Source organism: Bacillus sp. OTU2372 (assembly GCF_038440275.1).
Taxonomy (GTDB): domain Bacteria; phylum Bacillota; class Bacilli; order Bacillales; family Cytobacillaceae; genus Neobacillus; species Neobacillus bataviensis_B.
On the sequence record NZ_JASATK010000003.1, the window covers coordinates 203,156 to 220,623 of the forward strand.

General features: G+C 40.0%; 18 protein-coding genes and 1 other annotated feature. Of the genes, 16 read left to right on the forward strand and 2 right to left on the reverse strand.

Annotated elements, in window-relative coordinates; genetic code table 11:
• Window position 1 precedes the first annotated feature (1 nt).
• The 11 genes from AAHB15_RS08735 to AAHB15_RS08785 all read left to right on the forward strand — a co-directional run bounded on the left by AAHB15_RS08735 (window position 2) and on the right by AAHB15_RS08785 (window position 13,512).
• The gene (locus AAHB15_RS08735) at window positions 2–226 is read left to right on the forward strand and encodes a hypothetical protein (protein WP_251570464.1); all 225 of its coding nucleotides are present in this window, start codon (window positions 2–4) and stop codon (window positions 224–226) included.
• Window positions 223–1,323 (forward strand): GerAB/ArcD/ProY family transporter, encoded by a 1,101-nt coding sequence (locus AAHB15_RS08740; RefSeq protein ID WP_335572861.1) that lies wholly within the window; start codon window positions 223–225, stop codon window positions 1,321–1,323. Before AAHB15_RS08735 ends, AAHB15_RS08740 begins: the two co-directional genes overlap by 4 nt.
• 110 nt (window positions 1,324–1,433) lie before the next feature.
• The gene (locus tag AAHB15_RS08745) at window positions 1,434–2,249 is read left to right on the forward strand and encodes a uroporphyrinogen-III synthase (RefSeq protein ID WP_342042218.1); all 816 of its coding nucleotides are present in this window, start codon (window positions 1,434–1,436) and stop codon (window positions 2,247–2,249) included.
• 103 nt (window positions 2,250–2,352) lie between these two features.
• Window positions 2,353–4,599 (forward strand): DEAD/DEAH box helicase, encoded by a 2,247-nt coding sequence (locus AAHB15_RS08750; protein WP_342042219.1) that lies wholly within the window; start codon window positions 2,353–2,355, stop codon window positions 4,597–4,599.
• A 51-nt stretch (window positions 4,600–4,650) separates the two neighbouring features.
• Window positions 4,651–5,991, forward strand: coding sequence for an FAD-dependent oxidoreductase (locus AAHB15_RS08755; protein WP_335572857.1), 1,341 nt, complete (start codon window positions 4,651–4,653; stop codon window positions 5,989–5,991).
• A gap of 85 nt (window positions 5,992–6,076) precedes the next feature.
• Window positions 6,077–6,286, forward strand: a binding site (T-box leader).
• Window positions 6,287–6,338: 52 nt separating this feature from the next.
• Entirely contained in the window at window positions 6,339–7,451 is a 1,113-nt protein-coding gene (proB, locus tag AAHB15_RS08760) for a glutamate 5-kinase (protein ID WP_335572856.1), read from the forward strand.
• 8 nt (window positions 7,452–7,459) lie between these two features.
• Window positions 7,460–8,701, forward strand: a complete 1,242-nt coding sequence (locus AAHB15_RS08765) for a glutamate-5-semialdehyde dehydrogenase (protein ID WP_335572855.1) — start codon at window positions 7,460–7,462, stop codon at window positions 8,699–8,701.
• 96 nt (window positions 8,702–8,797) lie between these two features.
• Window positions 8,798–11,074, forward strand: coding sequence for an ATP-dependent DNA helicase (locus tag AAHB15_RS08770; protein ID WP_342042220.1), 2,277 nt, complete (start codon window positions 8,798–8,800; stop codon window positions 11,072–11,074).
• A gap of 128 nt (window positions 11,075–11,202) precedes the next feature.
• Complete coding sequence (locus AAHB15_RS08775) at window positions 11,203–11,457, forward strand: FeoA family protein (protein WP_144564965.1); 255 nt, start codon at window positions 11,203–11,205, stop codon at window positions 11,455–11,457.
• Window positions 11,447–12,136 carry a FeoB small GTPase domain-containing protein gene (locus tag AAHB15_RS08780; protein WP_335572853.1) on the forward strand — a complete coding sequence of 230 codons (690 nt, stop codon included), beginning with the start codon at window positions 11,447–11,449 and terminating at the stop codon, window positions 12,134–12,136. Before AAHB15_RS08775 ends, AAHB15_RS08780 begins: the two co-directional genes overlap by 11 nt.
• 2 nt (window positions 12,137–12,138) lie before the next feature.
• On the forward strand, window positions 12,139–13,512 hold the full coding sequence (locus AAHB15_RS08785) for a nucleoside recognition domain-containing protein (protein ID WP_335572852.1): 1,374 nt from the start codon (window positions 12,139–12,141) through the stop codon (window positions 13,510–13,512).
• 59 nt (window positions 13,513–13,571) lie between these two features.
• Here the strand turns inward: AAHB15_RS08785 and AAHB15_RS08790 are convergent, their stop codons facing one another.
• Window positions 13,572–13,868 carry a hypothetical protein gene (locus tag AAHB15_RS08790; protein ID WP_335572851.1) on the reverse strand — a complete coding sequence of 99 codons (297 nt, stop codon included), beginning with the start codon at window positions 13,866–13,868 and terminating at the stop codon, window positions 13,572–13,574.
• 149 nt (window positions 13,869–14,017) lie between these two features.
• Between AAHB15_RS08790 and AAHB15_RS08795 the strand changes: the two genes are divergently transcribed.
• The 3 genes from AAHB15_RS08795 (at window position 14,018) to AAHB15_RS08805 (ending at window position 15,544) form a co-directional block, all read left to right on the forward strand.
• Entirely contained in the window at window positions 14,018–14,299 is a 282-nt protein-coding gene (locus AAHB15_RS08795) for a DUF1292 domain-containing protein (RefSeq protein WP_144564953.1), read from the forward strand.
• A gap of 108 nt (window positions 14,300–14,407) precedes the next feature.
• Window positions 14,408–14,656, forward strand: coding sequence for a hypothetical protein (locus AAHB15_RS08800; protein WP_335572850.1), 249 nt, complete (start codon window positions 14,408–14,410; stop codon window positions 14,654–14,656).
• A gap of 102 nt (window positions 14,657–14,758) precedes the next feature.
• Entirely contained in the window at window positions 14,759–15,544 is a 786-nt protein-coding gene (locus tag AAHB15_RS08805; protein WP_335572849.1) for an alpha/beta fold hydrolase, read from the forward strand.
• A 43-nt stretch (window positions 15,545–15,587) separates the two neighbouring features.
• On the opposite strand, the gene AAHB15_RS08810 is transcribed toward AAHB15_RS08805, so the two are convergent.
• Window positions 15,588–16,127 carry a helix-turn-helix domain-containing protein gene (locus tag AAHB15_RS08810; RefSeq protein WP_335572876.1) on the reverse strand — a complete coding sequence of 180 codons (540 nt, stop codon included), beginning with the start codon at window positions 16,125–16,127 and terminating at the stop codon, window positions 15,588–15,590.
• Window positions 16,128–16,374: 247 nt separating this feature from the next.
• On the opposite strand from AAHB15_RS08810, the gene AAHB15_RS08815 reads away from it, so the two are divergent.
• The gene (locus tag AAHB15_RS08815; protein WP_342042221.1) at window positions 16,375–17,019 is read left to right on the forward strand and encodes an alpha/beta hydrolase; all 645 of its coding nucleotides are present in this window, start codon (window positions 16,375–16,377) and stop codon (window positions 17,017–17,019) included.
• Window positions 17,020–17,041: 22 nt separating this feature from the next.
• A complete protein-coding gene (locus AAHB15_RS08820) occupies window positions 17,042–17,464 on the forward strand; it encodes a DoxX family protein (protein ID WP_342042222.1) in 423 nt (140 codons plus the stop codon).
• Window positions 17,465–17,468 lie beyond the last annotated feature (4 nt).

Below are 17,468 nucleotides of genomic sequence, written 5' to 3' on the forward strand. Positions count from 1 at the left end.
TATGAAAATAGGGATGATTGTTGTATGGTTATGTCTCATGCTCTATGTTTTATTTGTCTTTAAAAAAGAAATTATCAGTAAAAAAGAACGAAAATGGGTTTACTTATGGGTGGGGATAGCTTTTGCTATGTCCATCTTGGATTTATTTCACCTATCACTCAGTACCGTCACTACATTTTTAAATGTAACATTTGAAGGCATTTCGAGAATGGTTGTGAAATTATGAAACAAAAAATATCTGATGTCCAATTGGCCCTCTTGGTTGCCAATTTAATCTTTGCCGGGCCTGTCATAAGCCTGCCACAAATTATTTTACAACAAGGTGATCAAAATGCTTGGATAGTGCCGATTATCATGTATCCCATATTAATATCTTTGATTTTTATTGTTTTTGGGAAAAACAAAAATATCGAATGGTTACAAAACGTTCTTTTAATTGGTAGTAAAAGTAAATGGATTGAAAAGGTCTTTATCATGCTCTTCCTTCTGTTTGTTATTTTCACCATCGTCAGGGATTTAAGAGGAATGATAGACTTTGTTGCAACAGTCCTTTTACCAACGACACCAAATGATATCTTAATGGTTCTGTCCATGTTAGTAATTGTTTATATCGCAATTTCTGGGCTTGAGGTGGTAGCTAGAGTCACCGGGATCACTTTTTCAATATTATTTATCATTGTGGCCATGCTGCCGTTCTTACTATTGAATGAATGGAATTTCGGAAATCTGCAGCCCCTGTTCGGATGGGAATCTATTCCGGCGATTCTAAGGGCCTTTTATGTCACCTTCTCTTGGATGGGGGAGATTTTATTTTTTTTAATCATTATCTCCAACATCAATCCAGCTAAAAAAGCACGACGAGCTGTCATTATTGGAACAGGGCTTGGATTATTTCTTTTCTTTGTGGTACTGTTTTCGTCCTTGGCGGTTTTAGGTACAAGAATCATCCGCGAATCTACCTATCCAAGTCTTATGCTTATTCAACAAATTAATATTACCGATTTTCTTGATCGGCTCGATTTGGTAATCACGGTAGTGTGGCTCCCAACAATTTTTACAAAGGTTGCTTTTCTTCTTTATGCAATCAATCATTGCTTTAGCTATCTTTACAAGGGAAACACGAATAAGTTCTTATTCCCTATTGCCTTTATTATTGGGTATTTATCGATCTTAATGTTTAAGAATACCATGGATCTTTTACGTTTTTCTTTCTATACTTGGAATATTATCGGTCTTATCTTACAGCTGATGTTACTCTTTATCTTCCTTTTTGTTAAAAGAAATGTAAAAATGAGGGTAGAACATAATGAGGCTAAAACCTAGAAAATTAAAGTTGTAGAAATTTGATTACTAGTAAAAGAAAAAATGAGGGAGAGCCACTTCTCCTTCATTTTTTATGTTACATTATAATAAAAAAATTGTGAGGTACAGAAATGGAAAAGGGTCTCTCAGGAAAACGAATTGTGGTTGGCGGTACACGCAAGCTTGAAGAAATCAGTACATTAATTGAAAAACAAGGCGGAATACCTATTATACGTTCTCTGCAGGGGACCGTATTTTTAGCTGAAAAGGAAGTTGAGCCGGATGTGCTTGAATTTATCGAAAACGGTGCTGACTGGGTTATTTTTACAACAGGAATTGGGATAGACACCTTGGTTAATATTGCAGCGAAGCTGGGATTAGAAGAAGCTTTTATCGAAAAAATCCACAATGCAAAGGTTGCTTCTCGTGGGTATAAAACGCTGGCAGCTCTGAAAAAATTAGCAATCAAACCGCTTGCTGCATCTGATGACGGGACAACAAAAGGTTTAGTTCGTGCCTTTGAAGGAGTTGACTTTAGCGGAAAACGAGTCATGGTTCAGCTTCATGGAGAAACAGCACCTGTTCTAACTCAATTCCTTGAAGACCAAGGTGCAGTGGTTCAAAAAATACTGCCATATCAACATATTGAACCAGAAGTGGAAACAGTAAACACTTTATGCAAGGAACTTATCGCCAATGAGTGTGACGCAGTTTGTTTTACAACTGCTGTTCAGGTTCGTTCCCTATTCGATTATGCTAGGAAAATTAATAATTATAAAGAAATCGTTGGAGCTTTTAAGGATCAAACACTAGCCGTTGCTGTTGGAAAAGTAACTTTAGAAGCCCTTAAGGAAGAAGGAATTGACCGCGTTCTAGCACCAGAAAATGAACGAATGGGTGCGATGATCATTACTCTTGCGAATTATTATTTGAAGGCAGACATTTAACTTGTAATCTATCAAAGCATTCGTTTGGATTCGGATGCTTTTTTCTTTTTCAAACTAACATGCTATAGTATCTAAAGGAATTGTCCTTAAAGGAAGAGAAATAATGACAACAGTAGTTTCTTATCTAAAGGAGTGGCAGCAGGCCCTCCAGAATGAAATCAATTATTTAATAAAGTTCGGCAGCAACAAATACTTGGTTAGCAATGGCCGGCTGTTATCAACGGAAGGCTCTTTTTGTTATTATTTTGAAACATCGACATCATTACGGATACCAGTTGGTTCTACCATTAGACTCGAGTGGGGTGGGATGTCCCAAAATGGACGGATCCTGTCTTCAGAAGGAATAGGGGTCATCATAGCGCTGGAACAATCATTTGGCGACTTAATTTCAGAAGCCACTTTGTATCATGATCCGTGGGAATTGCTGGAGCAGTTGATAGAACGACTCGATGAAATCAAGAAAGATAAACAAAAGCGGCTGCGGGTCAGGAAATTAATGGATCCCTCGATGCCAGCCACCCATCCTGTTGAAAAAATAAAGAGCACTGTCCATGAGCTAGTTCTGCGTTCCAAATATAATCCGGTCACCTTTGTATGGGGGCCGCCTGGTACTGGCAAAACCTATACACTCGCGAGAACGGCTGCAAATAAATATTTTCAAGAAAAGCGGGTCCTTATCTTATCACACAGCAACCAGGCAGTGGATGTTCTGATTGGTGAACTTACCGATTTTATTAAAAAGAAAAATCGGTTTCGAGAAGGCGATGTCCTTCGCTATGGATTTGGTACAAGTGAACAGCTTGCCGATCGGGAAGCAGTTACGACAAGCGAATTACTTGAAAAGCAAGATCCGGGTCTTGCCGAAGAAAAGGTGATTTTACTCGAAGAGCGGAAGCATTTAAAGCAGGACATTGCTCGCTCATTCAGCAAAAGGGATACCAATCAACTATTAGAGCTTGAAACGAAGATTGCCAGAGTACTTGATAAGATACGTCAAAAGGAGATTCAATTTGTTGAAGATGCCTTTGTAGTCGGGACAACCCTTGCCAAAGCGGCCAGTGATCCGGTGATTTTTGAAAAAACGTTTGATGTGGTGATAGTTGATGAAGCGAGTATGGCCTATGTCCCACAAGCGGCATTTGCTGCAGCACTTGGAAAACGGGTAATTATCTGTGGTGATTTCAAACAGCTGCCGCCAATTGCAGCCTCAAGAGACCCTTTTGTGACGAAGTGGTTGAAAGAGGATATTTTTCACCGCGCCGGTATTGTGGATTGGGTAAAGGATGGTAAGCTGCACCCCCATCTATTCTTACTGAAAGAACAACGCCGGATGCATCCAGATATCTCCGCCTTCACAAATCAATATATCTATCAATCGCTAGTAGGCGATCACGAAAGTGTCTGGAAGAGCCGGAATAAAATTGTAGAAAGTGCACCATTTCCGAGCAGATCCTCGGTCCTCGTTGATACCAGCTATACAGGCGCACATTGTATAACGGAGCGGACCTCACAATCAAGGATGAATATTTGGCAAGTGCTGTTATCGTTTCAGCTAATTCATGAATCCTATGTGAGTGGGCTGCGGTCGATTGGTTATGTGACTCCTTATCGCGCTCAAGCCCAGTTAATGGAGTTGATTCTTGAAGATTTATATGAAAAAGAACGTAGACTCGCGGATATTATCGCTGCCACGGTGCATCGATTTCAGGGTAGCGAGCGGGATGTAATGATCTTTGATACAGTCGAGGGGGTGCCGCAAACTCGGGCAGGTATGCTCGTAACTGGTAAGGATAGTGAACGGTTAATAAACGTTGCTATTACTCGAACAAGAGGGAAGTTCATCCATGTCAGCAATCAAGCCTTTATCCGTAAGCATGTTTTTCAAGGAAAAACATTGAGACAGCTTGTGGACCATCAGGTTAAGAAACAGCAATTGGTGGAAACAAAAGATATTGGAACGTGGATTAGACATCAGCATCCTCAACTACAATGGATGCACGCTCGCAGGCTAGAAAAAGTATTCCAGGATTTTGATTCTGTAAGGGAATCAATCGTTCTATCGTTGCCAGCACAAACTAGACTTACCGCAGAATGGGAAGAGAAGCTAAAAAGTCGAAGCAAATCAGTAAAATTAACCGTGGTTTCAAACGAACAATGGCAAAACCTGCAGCCTGAGCAGAGAATGGCTGAGAGTTTGCCGTTTCCATTCATCATAATTGATGAGGCTCTTTTATGGCTGGGTTTGCCGTTAGAAGGAGCAAAGGAAATCCAGCCGCCCTACGTGGCAGCAAGACTTGAGTCGGTAAAGGTTTCTAATTATCTTTTAAGCCAAATTATAACAAAAGAGTAATGATGGACTTGCTATAGCAAATAGACAGACAAAAAAGGGGAAAGACGAAAATTGAAGCGAGAACAAGCAATTATTATCGGCGGGGGGATGGCAGGAAAATTGATTGCCGCGGCAATATCCCCCTTTTTTCATCATGTTCAAATCCTGGAGAAGGATCCTCAGCCTGAAAATAAGAACACTGTTAGAAAAGGTGTTCCTCAGGCCCACCACATCCATGCCCTCCTGCATGCAGGTGACCATGCATTAGAAAGGCTATTTCCTGGGTTTCAAAAAGATATGGTAAAACGAGGATCGATTAAAATAGATTCACTTCGGGATCTGGCGTGGTTTCATCATGGGGTTTGGAAACTGCGGTTTAAAAGCGGTGATACAACACTCTTACAGACAAGACCATTGCTCGAAGCATATGTCGAGGAAAGGGTTAAACAGATCCCAAATGTCTCCTATTCATATGGTATAAAGGTCCAATCGTATTTATTAATGAACAATGACAGCAAGGTCTGTGGTGTTGAAGTTCTCGAGGAAAATAAAATAAAAAAGATAAATGGAGATTTAGTGATTGACACTAGTGGCTCCGTTTCGTTTACAAAAGGATGGGTGGAGAAGCAAGGGCGAACGGTACCGGAGGAAAAAGTTGACATAGGACTTTGTTATGCCACACGAAAATTTACACTGCCGGAACCTCCAAATGATTTTAAAATTAAACTTATTTATCCAAATCCACCTGAGCAAACCTTAGGTGGTGCACTATCAATGGTGGAGGACAACCAGTTTATCGTGACACTCATCGGTTACTTGAATACTCTTATTCCAGGAGAAGTAAAGAATTTGGAAGGATTTAAAGAAATGGCTGCAAAGTTACCTCTTCCAGATATTTATCAAGCACTGCAAAAAGGAACATCGATAACAGAAACAGCGATTTATCAAGTTCCACAAATTAAGTGGCGTCATTTTGAGAAGATGGCATTACCTGACGGATTATTAGTAGCGGGAGATTCAATTTGCCGGATTGATCCAGTGTTTGGACAAGGGATGAGTATCGCGGCTTTAGAAGCGCTAGCAATCAGGGATTACTTTGCGTCATCTTCCCAAGTTGATCAATTAAAAAAACTACAAAAACAATTGGCTAAGATAATCGCTCCTGTTTGGTCAATGGTTCTTTGTGAGGATTTTCGCTATAGCGAGGTTAAAGGAAAAAAACCATTCGGACTGATTCTTCAACAATGGTATGTTAAGAAAATATTTTTGTTATCAGCTAGTAACAAAGAAATCTATCAAGATTTTGTTAAGGTGATGAATCTCGTTAGATCTGCTGCCATTCTATTTAAAACAAATACAGTAAAAGAAGTTTTAAAACATAAAAATGACGATGTCGAAAAGGTAGATTCATAATAGTTGGAAAAATAAAAAATATCTTGCTTTTTATTCGTTTTCCTTCTTGACAATTTGCTAATTTCTATAGATAATCAAATAAATAAAAATAGTAAATGGTATGGGATTAGTAAATCATTGGAATGTGTTAGAGAGTGAAACCCAAAGGCTGGAAGGTTTCTCACAGAAAGATGGTTGAACCTGCCCTTTGAAAGCTGCTTATGCAAACATAAGCCGTCCCCCTCGTTACGGGTTGAAGAGGATGCATATGCATCAATAAAGGTGGTACCGCGGAAACGATTTTTCCGTCCTTTTTTAAGGACAGAAGAATCGTTTTTTTATTTTTAAAAATGAAAGGTCGTACTAAAATGAAAAAACAGCTGGTGGTCGTAAAAATTGGAAGCAGTTCATTAACAAATGCTAAGGGAACCATTTCCAAAGAGAAAATGCGTGATCATGTCGAGGCACTTGCCTGCCTAAAAGCACAAGGACATGAAGTCATTTTGATTTCATCCGGTGCTGTTGCAGCAGGATTTGGCTCACTAGGCTATCCGACTAGACCCAAAACGACAGCTGGGAAACAGGCGGCCGCTGCAGTCGGGCAAGGGCTTTTAATGCAGCATTATATTGAACTTTTTAAAGAGTTTAAGCTGATGCCTGCTCAAATGTTATTAACAAGAGAAGATTTTTACAGCCAGACAAGATTTCAAAATTTATTTTCAACCATTCATGAGCTGCTCGGGCGAGGCGTTTTGCCAATTATCAATGAAAATGATTCCGTTTCGATTGAGGAATTGACCTTTGGTGACAACGATTTGCTATCTGCGCTCGTCAGCGGCTTTTTACATGCTAATGCCTTGATTATATTAACAGATATTAATGGGCTTTATGATGGGAATCCCAACGTATCAAAGGATGCTAAAAAGTTTAATTTCATCCCGGAGGTTTCGGATGAGCTGCTCAGTTTTGCTGGGGAAAGTGGTTCATCCGTCGGCACTGGCGGGATGAAATCAAAATTGCTGGCTGCGAAAAAGGCTCTATCCCTTGGGGTCAGCGTTTTTGTTGGTACCGGGAAAGGGAAGGAAAAGCTTGCTGATATACTTGCGGGTAAAGGGGATGGAACCTATATTGGCGGACCCTTCCATACACAAATGCAAATGAGGAAGCAGTGGATTGCTTATCATTCCCAAGTCGGCGGAGTGATTGAAATCGATGATGGGGCGGAAGATGCGATTCTTTTCCATGGGAAAAGTTTATTACCTGTCGGAGTAACCAACGTGAATGGGGACTTTAATGCCTTGGATGTCGTCGAAGTTAGAAATCAAAAAGGGAAATTAGTCGGTAAAGGACAGGTTTTTTATTCATCTGAGGATTTAGTGAGTGTTAAAGGCTTACCTAGTGAACAGGCGAAAAGTTTTTCTATCAATAAAAAAGCTGAAGTGATCCATCGAGATAATTGGGTCAAATTACCAAAGGAGTGATTGGGAAAATGGGCGAACTGTTGGAAAAAGCAAAGAAATTAAAAAAAGCGTCAAAACAATTAGGAATGATATCAACGGTTGAAAAGAATGATGCACTATTGAAAGTAGCGGATCATCTTTTAACGGAAAAAGATTTCATTTTGAGCGAAAACGCAAAGGATCTTGAAGCAGGAAAGGAAAGAGGACTTTCGACATCCCTTCTTGATCGTTTACTTTTAACAGGGGAAAGAATCGAACAGATTGTGGATGGTGTGAGACAATTAGTTCAGTTAGATGATCCGATTGGTGAAACAATTGAAGCCTGGGAGAGACCAAACGGGTTACAAATTGAAACGATTCGTGTCCCGCTCGGAGTGGTAGGTATGGTGTACGAGGCCCGTCCAAACGTAACGGTGGATGCCGGAAGTCTTTGTCTAAAAGCGGGTAATGCTGTGCTATTGCGGGGTAGTTCTTCAGCAATTCATTCCAATAAGGCCCTTGTTCAGGTAATGCGTGACGCCTTAAAAGGGACGGCTATTCCAGAGGATGCTGTTCAATTACTAGAAGATACGAGCCGCGAAACAGCTGCTGAAATGTTTACATTAAATGAATATCTTGATGTGCTCATTCCACGCGGCGGGGCGGGATTGATTCAAACAGTTGTTCAGAATGCGACTGTACCTGTATTGGAGACAGGTGTTGGAAACTGCCATGTTTTTATTGACGAAACCGCCGACAAAGAAATGGCGATTGAAATTGCAATCAATGCGAAATTACATCGTCCATCCGTTTGTAATGCGGCTGAAACGGTCTTAATTCATGAAAACTGGCCTTATACTTCAGAATTATTAAGTCGTTTGCAAGAAAAGCAAGTTGAACTGCGTGGTGGTGATTCGTTAGTTTCAGCTTATTCGTTTGTGAAACCAGCTACCGAGGAAGATTGGGCCAGTGAATTTTCAGCCCCTATTTTAGCAGTGAAACAAGTTACCGATGTAAGAGAAGCGATTAACCATATTGACCAATATGGAACAAAGCATTCGGAAGCGATCATAGGTGAAAATGCGGAAAATGTCCGTTTGTTCTTCCAAGCTGTCGATGCGGCCGTACTTTATCATAATGCCTCTACTCGTTTCACTGATGGTGAACAGTTCGGTTATGGAGCTGAAATCGGCATCAGCACACAAAAACTTCATGCCCGCGGCCCAATGGGTCTTAAGGCGTTAACAACGACGAAGGCTATTGTCCGGGGAACAGGACAAATCCGATCATAAATTTTAGCTAATAGCGCAGAAATGCGCTATTTTTATTTGACCTTTTGGTATAATTAAATACAAACGTATATTCTCATATAGTAAGTTGGTGAATTTTTGTCAGAAGACATTCAAATATCGGTAAGAGCACTTGTAGAACATGTTTTCAAGAGCGGCAGTATTGATGCTCGTTTCCGCTCGCAAACTGCAATGATTGATGGGACAAGGATCCATCAAAAAATTCAAAGGACCTATCAAGAGGGTGACCAAAAGGAAGTATATTTAAGCACCGAGATTCGGTATGAAGGTCTCACCTTCTTAATTGATGGAAGATGTGACGGGCTTTTATTTCACGATGACAAAGTAATCATAGACGAAATTAAATCCTTTTCCCAGCCGCTGGAGCAACTAGTGCCAGAAGGCTACCCTGTACACTGGGCCCAGGCTAAAATGTATGCGTATATAGTGTCAATAGACAGGGATCTGGAAGAAATCGATGTTCAGTTAACCTATGTCCACGTTGATACGGAAGAGAAAAAATCACTTATCCGGAACTATACATTTTCTGAGCTTGAGAGCTTTGTATGGGATGCTATCAAAGGCTATTTTCCCTACGCCAAACTACTTCACGATCATCGTAAGAAACGAGATGAAAGCTGTAAGGAACTAGTATTTCCGTTTAAATCGTACCGCGATGGGCAGCGGAAATTGGCTGGAGCTGTTTATAAGACGATCGTCGACAATAAAAACTTATTTGCGAAAGCCCCAACAGGGATTGGAAAGACCATCTCCACGCTCTTTCCTGCTATGAAGGCAATTGGTGAAGGGCAGTTAAACCGTGTTTTCTATCTCACTGCCAAAACCATTACCCGTACGTCAGCGGAAGAAGCGTTTGCCCGTATTGGTTCCTGCGGATTAATTGCCAAGACGGTTACCATTACAGCAAAGGACAAGGTTTGTTTTCAAGAGGAAACCAAATGTCAAAAAGAGTTTTGTGAGTTTGCGAATGGTTATTTTGATCGGATTAATGAAGCCATACTGGATATTTTATCAAATGAAAACAAGCTAACCCGTGAGGTGATCGAGAGCTATGCACGGAAACATAAAGTTTGCCCATTTGAATATTCCATCGATCTCGCCTATTCTGTGGATGCGATTATTTGTGACTATAATTATATCTTTGATCCGCGGGTCTCATTAAAACGGTTGTTAGAAGAGCAAAAGAAGTCAACTGCTTTATTAGTGGATGAAGCACACAATCTTGTCGACCGCGGCCGGGAGATGTTTTCTGCTTCCTTAAACAAGGAGCCGTTCCTTCAATTAAAAAAAGACTTTAAGGGAGTTAATCAGACCATTTATGATGCTGCCAGCAATATGAATGCCTGGTTTATTCAAATGAAGAAGATGAACGAGAACCAAAAGGAGTTTGTGTTGGAACAGCTGGAGGATGCTTTTTTAGAACAAACTCGCCAATTTGCTATAACTGCGGAACAAATTCTCCAATTAGAAACCTCACCATTATTACTAGAAACATATTTTATGGTCAATCAATTTTTAAAAATAACTGAACTGCTCAATGAACATTTTGTCATTTATGCAGAAAAAGATCGAAACGATCTAAAAATCAAGTTGTTTTGCATTGATCCATCGTCGCTCCTTCGTCAAATGATTAAAGGCTACCGCGCCAAGATCTTTTTTTCGGCCACTCTTTCCCCGATGCTCTATTATCAGGATATTCTTGGCGGTAGTGCAGGGGATTATTCGCTAAGCATACCCTCTCCGTTTAATGAAGAGCAGGTGGATGTCTTCGTCAAACCATTGTCAACACGGTACCGTGATCGGGAACGGACAAGGGATGAGATCATTTCGGTTATTCAATCCATGCTAAAGAAACGTCCAGGGAATCACCTGATTTTCTTTCCATCCTATCAATATTTACTGGCCGTTTACGAGCGGTTCAAACAGTTCGATGGTAACACGCTGACACTCATTCAAGAACCAGGTATGACGGAGGGTAAAAGAGAAGACTTTTTAGCCGCATTTAAACCGAACCAAACAGAGACATTGCTTGGATTTGCCGTTCTAGGTGGGGTTTTTTCAGAAGGTGTTGATTTAGTGGGTGATCGTTTAAATGGAGTAGTAGTGATTGGTGTTGGCTTACCACAGGTATGTTTTGAGAGAAATATCATCAAGGATCATTTTTCCTCCCAAGGGAAAAACGGGTATGACTATGCTTATGTCTATCCAGGGATCAATAAGGTATTACAAGCAGGCGGGAGATTGATTCGCTCTGAACAGGATCACGGGACGATTGTTTTAGTCGATGACCGTTTCTTGCAAAGGAAATATCAACAATTACTGCCGAGTGAATGGATACAATTTACGATTATATAATGAACTTTTTAAAGGCGGCCAAAAAAAGGCTGCTTTTTTTATATTTTACGTGACATTATTCTTAAAACTTTCATATAATTAAAGAAAAAGTTGCGCACGGGAAAAACTTTAGAAAAGGGGAAAGAGAGATGGATAAACCTAAAAAAATCAAATTAGTGAATGGGGAAAAAGGAAATGTAATTAAAATTACGTCTTTAAACTTAGAAGGTGTAATGAGAAGAAGATTATTAGATTTGGGATTTGTTTCAGGAGCATTAGTAGAAGTGGTCCGGAAAAGTCCATTGGGCGATCCGATTGCCTTCCGGGTCAGCCAAACGACGATTGCCCTCCGGAAAGAGGAAAGTTCACGAATTGAAGGGGAGCTGTTGTCAAATGGGGAATGAATACAGAATCGCCTTGGCAGGTAACCCGAATACAGGCAAAAGCACCTTATTTAATGCCTTAACAGGCCTTAGACAGCATACTGGAAACTGGGCAGGAAAGACGGTTACCCTCGCGGAAGGCAGTGTTCCGTTTAAGGATAAAACCTTCCATTTAATTGATTTGCCAGGGACCTATTCCCTGTTCTCAAATTCAACAGATGAAGAGGTTGCTAGAAATTATATTGTCTTCGAAAAACCGGATGTTACTCTTGTGGTTTTGGATGCAACCTCATTGGAGCGGAATTTCAATCTTGCCTTGCAGGTGTTAGAAATGACCAAAAATGTAGTGATTTGCATTAATCTCATTGATGTCGCAGAGCAGCAGGGAATTCACATCAATGAACGGCTGTTCACTAATCGGTTAGGGGTACCGGTTATAAAAATTTCGGCGAGAAATAAAAAGGGCTTTCCTATGCTACTTGATACGATTGATCGAATAGTAACAGGAAATATCGAATGCAATCCCGTACAGATGAAATATCCGGATGAAATTGAAGAAAAGATAAACATCATTGAACCAAAGGTCCGTGAATTGGTTGGTAATCACATATCTTCTCGCTGGGTTTCATTAAGATTACTAGATGGCGATGAGACACTTTTAAATGAACTCACTAAACGATTGGTGCCGGAGGTGGTATAGTCATGAGTATTCAGGAGCTTTATACAGAGGCACAGGCCTTATCGACGTCCAAATTGCGGGATGACATTGTCGAGCAGCTTTATGATCGCAGCCGCCAATTATGCAATGAAGGAATCTCCTATACAAAATCCAAACAGGATACCCGGACAGAAAAACTTGACAGCATTTTCACTTCGCCTATCTTTGGCTTCCCGATTATGATTACTATGTTGGGTGTATTATTTTACTTAACCATTGCTGGAGCGAATATTCCATCTTCTTTGATCGCAGAATTATTTGGCTGGATTGAAGGGCAAATAACAACCTTCTTCCATGCAATTCATGCACCAGATTGGCTCCACGGTGTCTTAGTGTTAGGTTTATACCGGGGGACAACATGGGTAATTAGTGTGATGCTGCCACCAATGGCGATCTTTTTCCCCGCCTTCGCATTATTGGAAAATTACGGCTATCTGCCAAGGGTTGCTTTTAATATGGACCGACTGTTTAAACGGGTCGGAGCTCACGGGAAGCAATCGTTAACCATGGCCATGGGGTTTGGCTGTAACGCCGCCGCCGTCATCTCGACCAGAATCATAGAATCACCAAGGGAAAGAATGCTTGCCATATTGACCAACAATTTCGTTCCTTGTAATGGACGCTGGGGGACCCTGATCGTATTAGCTTCCTTATTTATGGCTGCCAATTTTACAGGAGGATTAAAATCATTGGTTACCACAGCGGTGATCGTAGGGATTGTCTTATTTGGGATTATCGTGACCTTCTTTGTCTCTTGGACGCTGTCGAAAACAGCCCTTAAAGGAATACCTACTCATTATACGTTAGAGCTGCCGCCTTACCGAAAACCTAAAATCTTGGATACAGTGATCCGTTCTTCTTTAACAAAGTCCTGGTCCGTCTTGATGCGAGCGGTTAAAGTCGCTGCTCCAGCGGCTATTCTGACTTGGGTATTTGCTAACATTTATATTGGTGACACTAGTATCCTTATGTACGCCGTGAATTTTCTAGATCCGTTTGGAAAAATGCTCGGTCTTGATGGTTATATTATGATGGCGTTTATCTTAGGGCTTCCGGCCAATGAAATTGTTCTCCCGATCCTTTTAATGGGCTACCTATCAACCGGCTCGTTAACGGAAGTTGATAATTTAGTTGATTTAAAACAAATTTTCCTAGACCATGGCTGGACGTGGCTTACCGCACTTAACATGATGTTATTCTCCCTTCTTCATTATCCGTGCGGAACCACGCTATTAAATATCTATAAAGAAACGAAGAGTAAGAAATGGACATTCTTAGCCTTTCTGATTCCAACTGTCATTGCCATCTTAATCCCATTCATCATTACCCAGGCTGTTAGAATGTTTGACTTAGTATAAATGATAACAGGAATTTTAAAAAATACCCTCAAATTGAAATTTGAGGGTATTTTTGAGCATTATTTTCTCTTTTGTATTTCCTCTGTAACGACAAAGGCAAGATCATCGTTTCCGAATAAGGAGAGTACACCAAGCAGTGTTTGGTCAGCAATTTCCCCTGCTTCCTCTTTTGGCACAGTCAATTCTATCGCCTCCCTTAATGAGGGATTGGACGATTGGCTCGGATAAGCCCGTAAATATAATTCTTCAGGGTCTAGGTCATGATTTACACACCACTGGGCAAAGACGAGAATCATCATTTTTTCTTCACCTTGGTAATGCTGGATTATTTTTTCTTCTAATTCTTTTGAATTCATTTTAAAATTTCTCCTTCAAAGCTTTTATAAATTTAAAATCAATGCTCAATATCTTTTATACTAACATAAAAATGGGTACAATTTGGTATGGACATGCTTTTATGAGATACTGTCTTAAGGATTTATTTTTTAGTAAAGGGGAGTTTAAGGTGAGTAAAATTGAAGTAGGCGAAATCTTTACCATTAGTGATGAAAGTAACGAAGAGCAGGAAGTAGAAGTATTAGGTGTCATGACGATTGAAGGCAATGACTATGTTGCCGTTGCATTTGCCGATGACGTTAGACAGGAAGAAACGGAGGAAGATATCGATATCTTCTTTTTAAAGGTAGATGAAGATGGTGATTTCACGGCCATCGAAAGTGATGAGGAATTTGATAAAGTTTCCGCTGCCTTTGATGAAATGATGGATGAAGAAGAAGAGGAAGAATGATTTATTAAGAGAGGACTTCATGCCTCTCTTTTTTTTTGGAAAAATAATGTATGTATAAAAATAGGAATTGGCATACTAACATAGAGAATATATTAAAGGAGTTCGTACATGTTAATTGAAGAAGGAAATAAGTTTCAAATTTCGCAAAATGCAAAAGGGTTTTTCAACTCTGCCGAAACAATGACGGTGAAAAGCAATAATGGTGTCACAATCCAATTTATTCTTGGTGACAGTAAAGGTCATGGTTCAATGCCAGTTGAGCATATGCAGTACTTATTGAAGAAATCAAACTTAACGGTGATTCCTCATAAAAGATCTTTATTGAATCATGAGTTAAATGAAGAGCAAATAGGGTAAACATAGGGCATTGCTTCTATTGGAGAAGTAATGCTTTTTATTATTGATTTCATTTGGGATATTATAAGATAAATAAAAAGAGCGAAAGGGTGGATTTATTTTATGGAAACTAAAAGTGCTACTTTAAAAAATTCAACGATCACATATGTCTACGAAGGAGAGGGCGAGCCGATTGTGCTGCTTCATGGGTTCTGTGGAAGTTCAGCATATTGGACAGAAGTCATACCTGTGATTTCGAAAAATTATCGGGTTATCGCTCCGGACCTTCCGGGACATGGAGGGTCTACAACCGCTTTAAAGAACTATTCAATTTCAGATATAGCTGAAATGATCAAAGAGTTTTTAGATAAATTGAATTTAGATAAAGTAACGATGTTCGGCCACTCATTAGGCGGCTATATTACACTTGCTTTTGCGGAGAAGTACAGTGATACTTTAAACGGTTTTTCGCTTGTTCATTCCACTGCCTTTCCTGATTCAGAAGAGGCCAAAAAGGGTAGAAGTGCTAATATTGAGAAGGTTAAGCATGAGGGTATTAAGACGCTTATTGATGGACTTGTTCCTAAGCTTTTTTCACCGGATCACCTTGAAGAACAGTATGTAGAATCGGCAAAACAGATCGGCTATCGTACACCTCCAGAAGGAGCTATCCATACATTAAGTGCCATGAGGGACAGACCGGATCATAACAGTGTGCTCGAGTCAACTTCATTACCTGTGTTGTTAATTGCCGGGGATCAAGATCAAATTATCCCTGTAGAAAAAACCTTTTCTGTGAGTAAAGAAAACATTAAACAAACGGTCATCAAAGATTCCGGTCATATGAGCATGTATGAAAATTCAAGCGAACTTATTGCAGCGATTAAAGACTTTATGGAAAATATGTAAGAAGGTAAAAAGGAGGGACGTTTTTGGGTTCCTCCTTTTACAGTTAAAACAAGTCACTCAATTCGGTGTTGGAATAAACGGCAATCAGCACGACCGCTTTTTCCGTACCAATATTTTTAACCGTATGAGGTACACTCGCATTCCAGCTAAAGGAATCCCCTTTTTCCAAAACAAAGGAATCTTCCCCTTGTTCTGCAAGAACCTTTCCTTCCAATACTAAATGACATTCTATCCCTTCATGTGAATGGGCATCACCAATCGAGGCTCCGGGTGGAAACTCCACACTCCTTAGCCATAATCCTCCCTTTGAAGCGATTTGCTCGATTTTCAAACTATTCATAGTAGTATGGGTTCTTTCCTCTTTTCTGACAACCTGCATATGTTCTTTTTTTTCTAACAGCAGGTAAGGAAGCGGAACACCTAAATAGGTCGCAATGGTCTGCAGTGTGTTGATCGATGGGGAAGTATTATTATTTTCAACATTGCTGATAAACCCTTTGGATAATCCCGTTCCTTCACACATTTGGGCAATGGTGATTTTCTTTCTATTTCGTATCGCTCGAATCTTTGCGCCGATATCCAAATTATCCACCTCGATAGTTTCCTAATATAGAACATATTTATATATTAGCAAAAAAGCAATTGACAATCTACTTCGATAGTTGTTATCCTATAGACAACAAAGGTTCATATTTAAAAACAAATAAATAATTTATTTTTTTGCCTGCGTGTCTTCTTATATGAATCTTTTTATTCTATTTGAATATGTCTGATACCTTAAATTAAGGAAAGACTAAAATAATCAACCACATAAGAAAGGGATGTTAACTATGACGGCACCAATGATTTATGAGCTCCGCCGGCCAGCAAAAATGGAGATAGGTAAAACCTATCCAGCATTATTTCTCCTGCATGGTATTGGCAGCAATGAACAAAATATGCTGCCATTGGTGGACGGTTTAGAAAACCAATTTTTCATTTTCAGTATCCGCGGTCATTTACCACAGCCTCCTGGCTATGCCTTTTTTACAATAGAAGGGTATGGGAAACCACATCGGGAAGTCTTCGATGAGGGAGTGAAGAAACTGACCAGCTTCATTGACTATGCCTGCGGTCAATATCCGATTGACGAGCAACAATTATTTTTACTCGGATTCAGTCAAGGAGCGATTCTGTCGATGACTTTAGGATTAACATTAGGCAGCCGAATTAAAGGTATTGTAGCATTAAGCGGTTATATCCCTGCTTTTGTAAAGGAAGAGTACAACATTAAACCTGTTGACCGTCTATCCATCTTTATTTCACATGGGGAAATGGATCAAGTGCTTCCTTTTGAATGGGGAGTGGCTAATGACGAGTACTTCCGTAAGTTAGGCGCAAATGTTACCTTTCGGACCTATCCAGTGGGGCATACCGTATCAATAGAGAATCATCAGGACTTTATCAGATGGATATCTGAACAACTAGAAAAATAATATTTTTAAGGAGAGTTAGAAAATGTTAAAAAGATTTGAAGCAAGTACATTAATTTTACGTGTTATTTTGGGAATTACGTTCTTTGTTCATGGGGTTGTTAAATTCCAAGGGGGAATTGAAAATATTGTTGGCTGGTTTGGAGCGATCGGCTTACCAGGATTCTTAGCATATGTGGTCGCAACAATCGAAGTTGTCGGCGGAATTGCGTTAATCCTTGGTTTAGGGAGCAGAGTGGTTGCAGCCTTGCTTGCATTATTAATGGTCGGTGCAACCTTAAAGGTAAAGCTCGCTGTTGGCTTTTTAGGTAATGGAGAAATGGCCGGATATGAACTGGATTTAGCCTTACTAGCTATGGCTGTGTTTATTGCCATTAACGGCAGTAAAATGTTTGCTCTTGACCAGGTTATTTTTAAAGGACAAAAGACGGAAACTAAATCCTTTTAAACTA

What these genes read in the sequence shown, in the direction of transcription:
- AAHB15_RS08790 (WP_335572851.1), bottom strand. Translation starts at nt 13,868, where the DNA reads ATGAATTCAAAAGAATTAGAAGAAAAAATAATCCAGCATTACCAAGGT.
- AAHB15_RS08745 (WP_342042218.1), top strand. Translation starts at nt 1,434, where the DNA reads ATGGAAAAGGGTCTCTCAGGAAAACGAATTGTGGTTGGCGGTACACGC.
- AAHB15_RS08765 (WP_335572855.1), top strand. Translation starts at nt 7,460, where the DNA reads ATGGGCGAACTGTTGGAAAAAGCAAAGAAATTAAAAAAAGCGTCAAAA.
- AAHB15_RS08735 (WP_251570464.1), top strand. Translation starts at nt 2, where the DNA reads ATGAAAATAGGGATGATTGTTGTATGGTTATGTCTCATGCTCTATGTT.
- AAHB15_RS08750 (WP_342042219.1), top strand. Translation starts at nt 2,353, where the DNA reads ATGACAACAGTAGTTTCTTATCTAAAGGAGTGGCAGCAGGCCCTCCAG.
- AAHB15_RS08815 (WP_342042221.1), top strand. Translation starts at nt 16,375, where the DNA reads ATGACGGCACCAATGATTTATGAGCTCCGCCGGCCAGCAAAAATGGAG.
- AAHB15_RS08800 (WP_335572850.1), top strand. Translation starts at nt 14,408, where the DNA reads ATGTTAATTGAAGAAGGAAATAAGTTTCAAATTTCGCAAAATGCAAAA.
- AAHB15_RS08785 (WP_335572852.1), top strand. Translation starts at nt 12,139, where the DNA reads ATGAGTATTCAGGAGCTTTATACAGAGGCACAGGCCTTATCGACGTCC.
- AAHB15_RS08805 (WP_335572849.1), top strand. Translation starts at nt 14,759, where the DNA reads ATGGAAACTAAAAGTGCTACTTTAAAAAATTCAACGATCACATATGTC.
- AAHB15_RS08775 (WP_144564965.1), top strand. Translation starts at nt 11,203, where the DNA reads ATGGATAAACCTAAAAAAATCAAATTAGTGAATGGGGAAAAAGGAAAT.
- AAHB15_RS08820 (WP_342042222.1), top strand. Translation starts at nt 17,042, where the DNA reads ATGTTAAAAAGATTTGAAGCAAGTACATTAATTTTACGTGTTATTTTG.
- AAHB15_RS08740 (WP_335572861.1), top strand. Translation starts at nt 223, where the DNA reads ATGAAACAAAAAATATCTGATGTCCAATTGGCCCTCTTGGTTGCCAAT.
- AAHB15_RS08780 (WP_335572853.1), top strand. Translation starts at nt 11,447, where the DNA reads ATGGGGAATGAATACAGAATCGCCTTGGCAGGTAACCCGAATACAGGC.
- proB (WP_335572856.1), top strand. Translation starts at nt 6,339, where the DNA reads ATGAAAAAACAGCTGGTGGTCGTAAAAATTGGAAGCAGTTCATTAACA.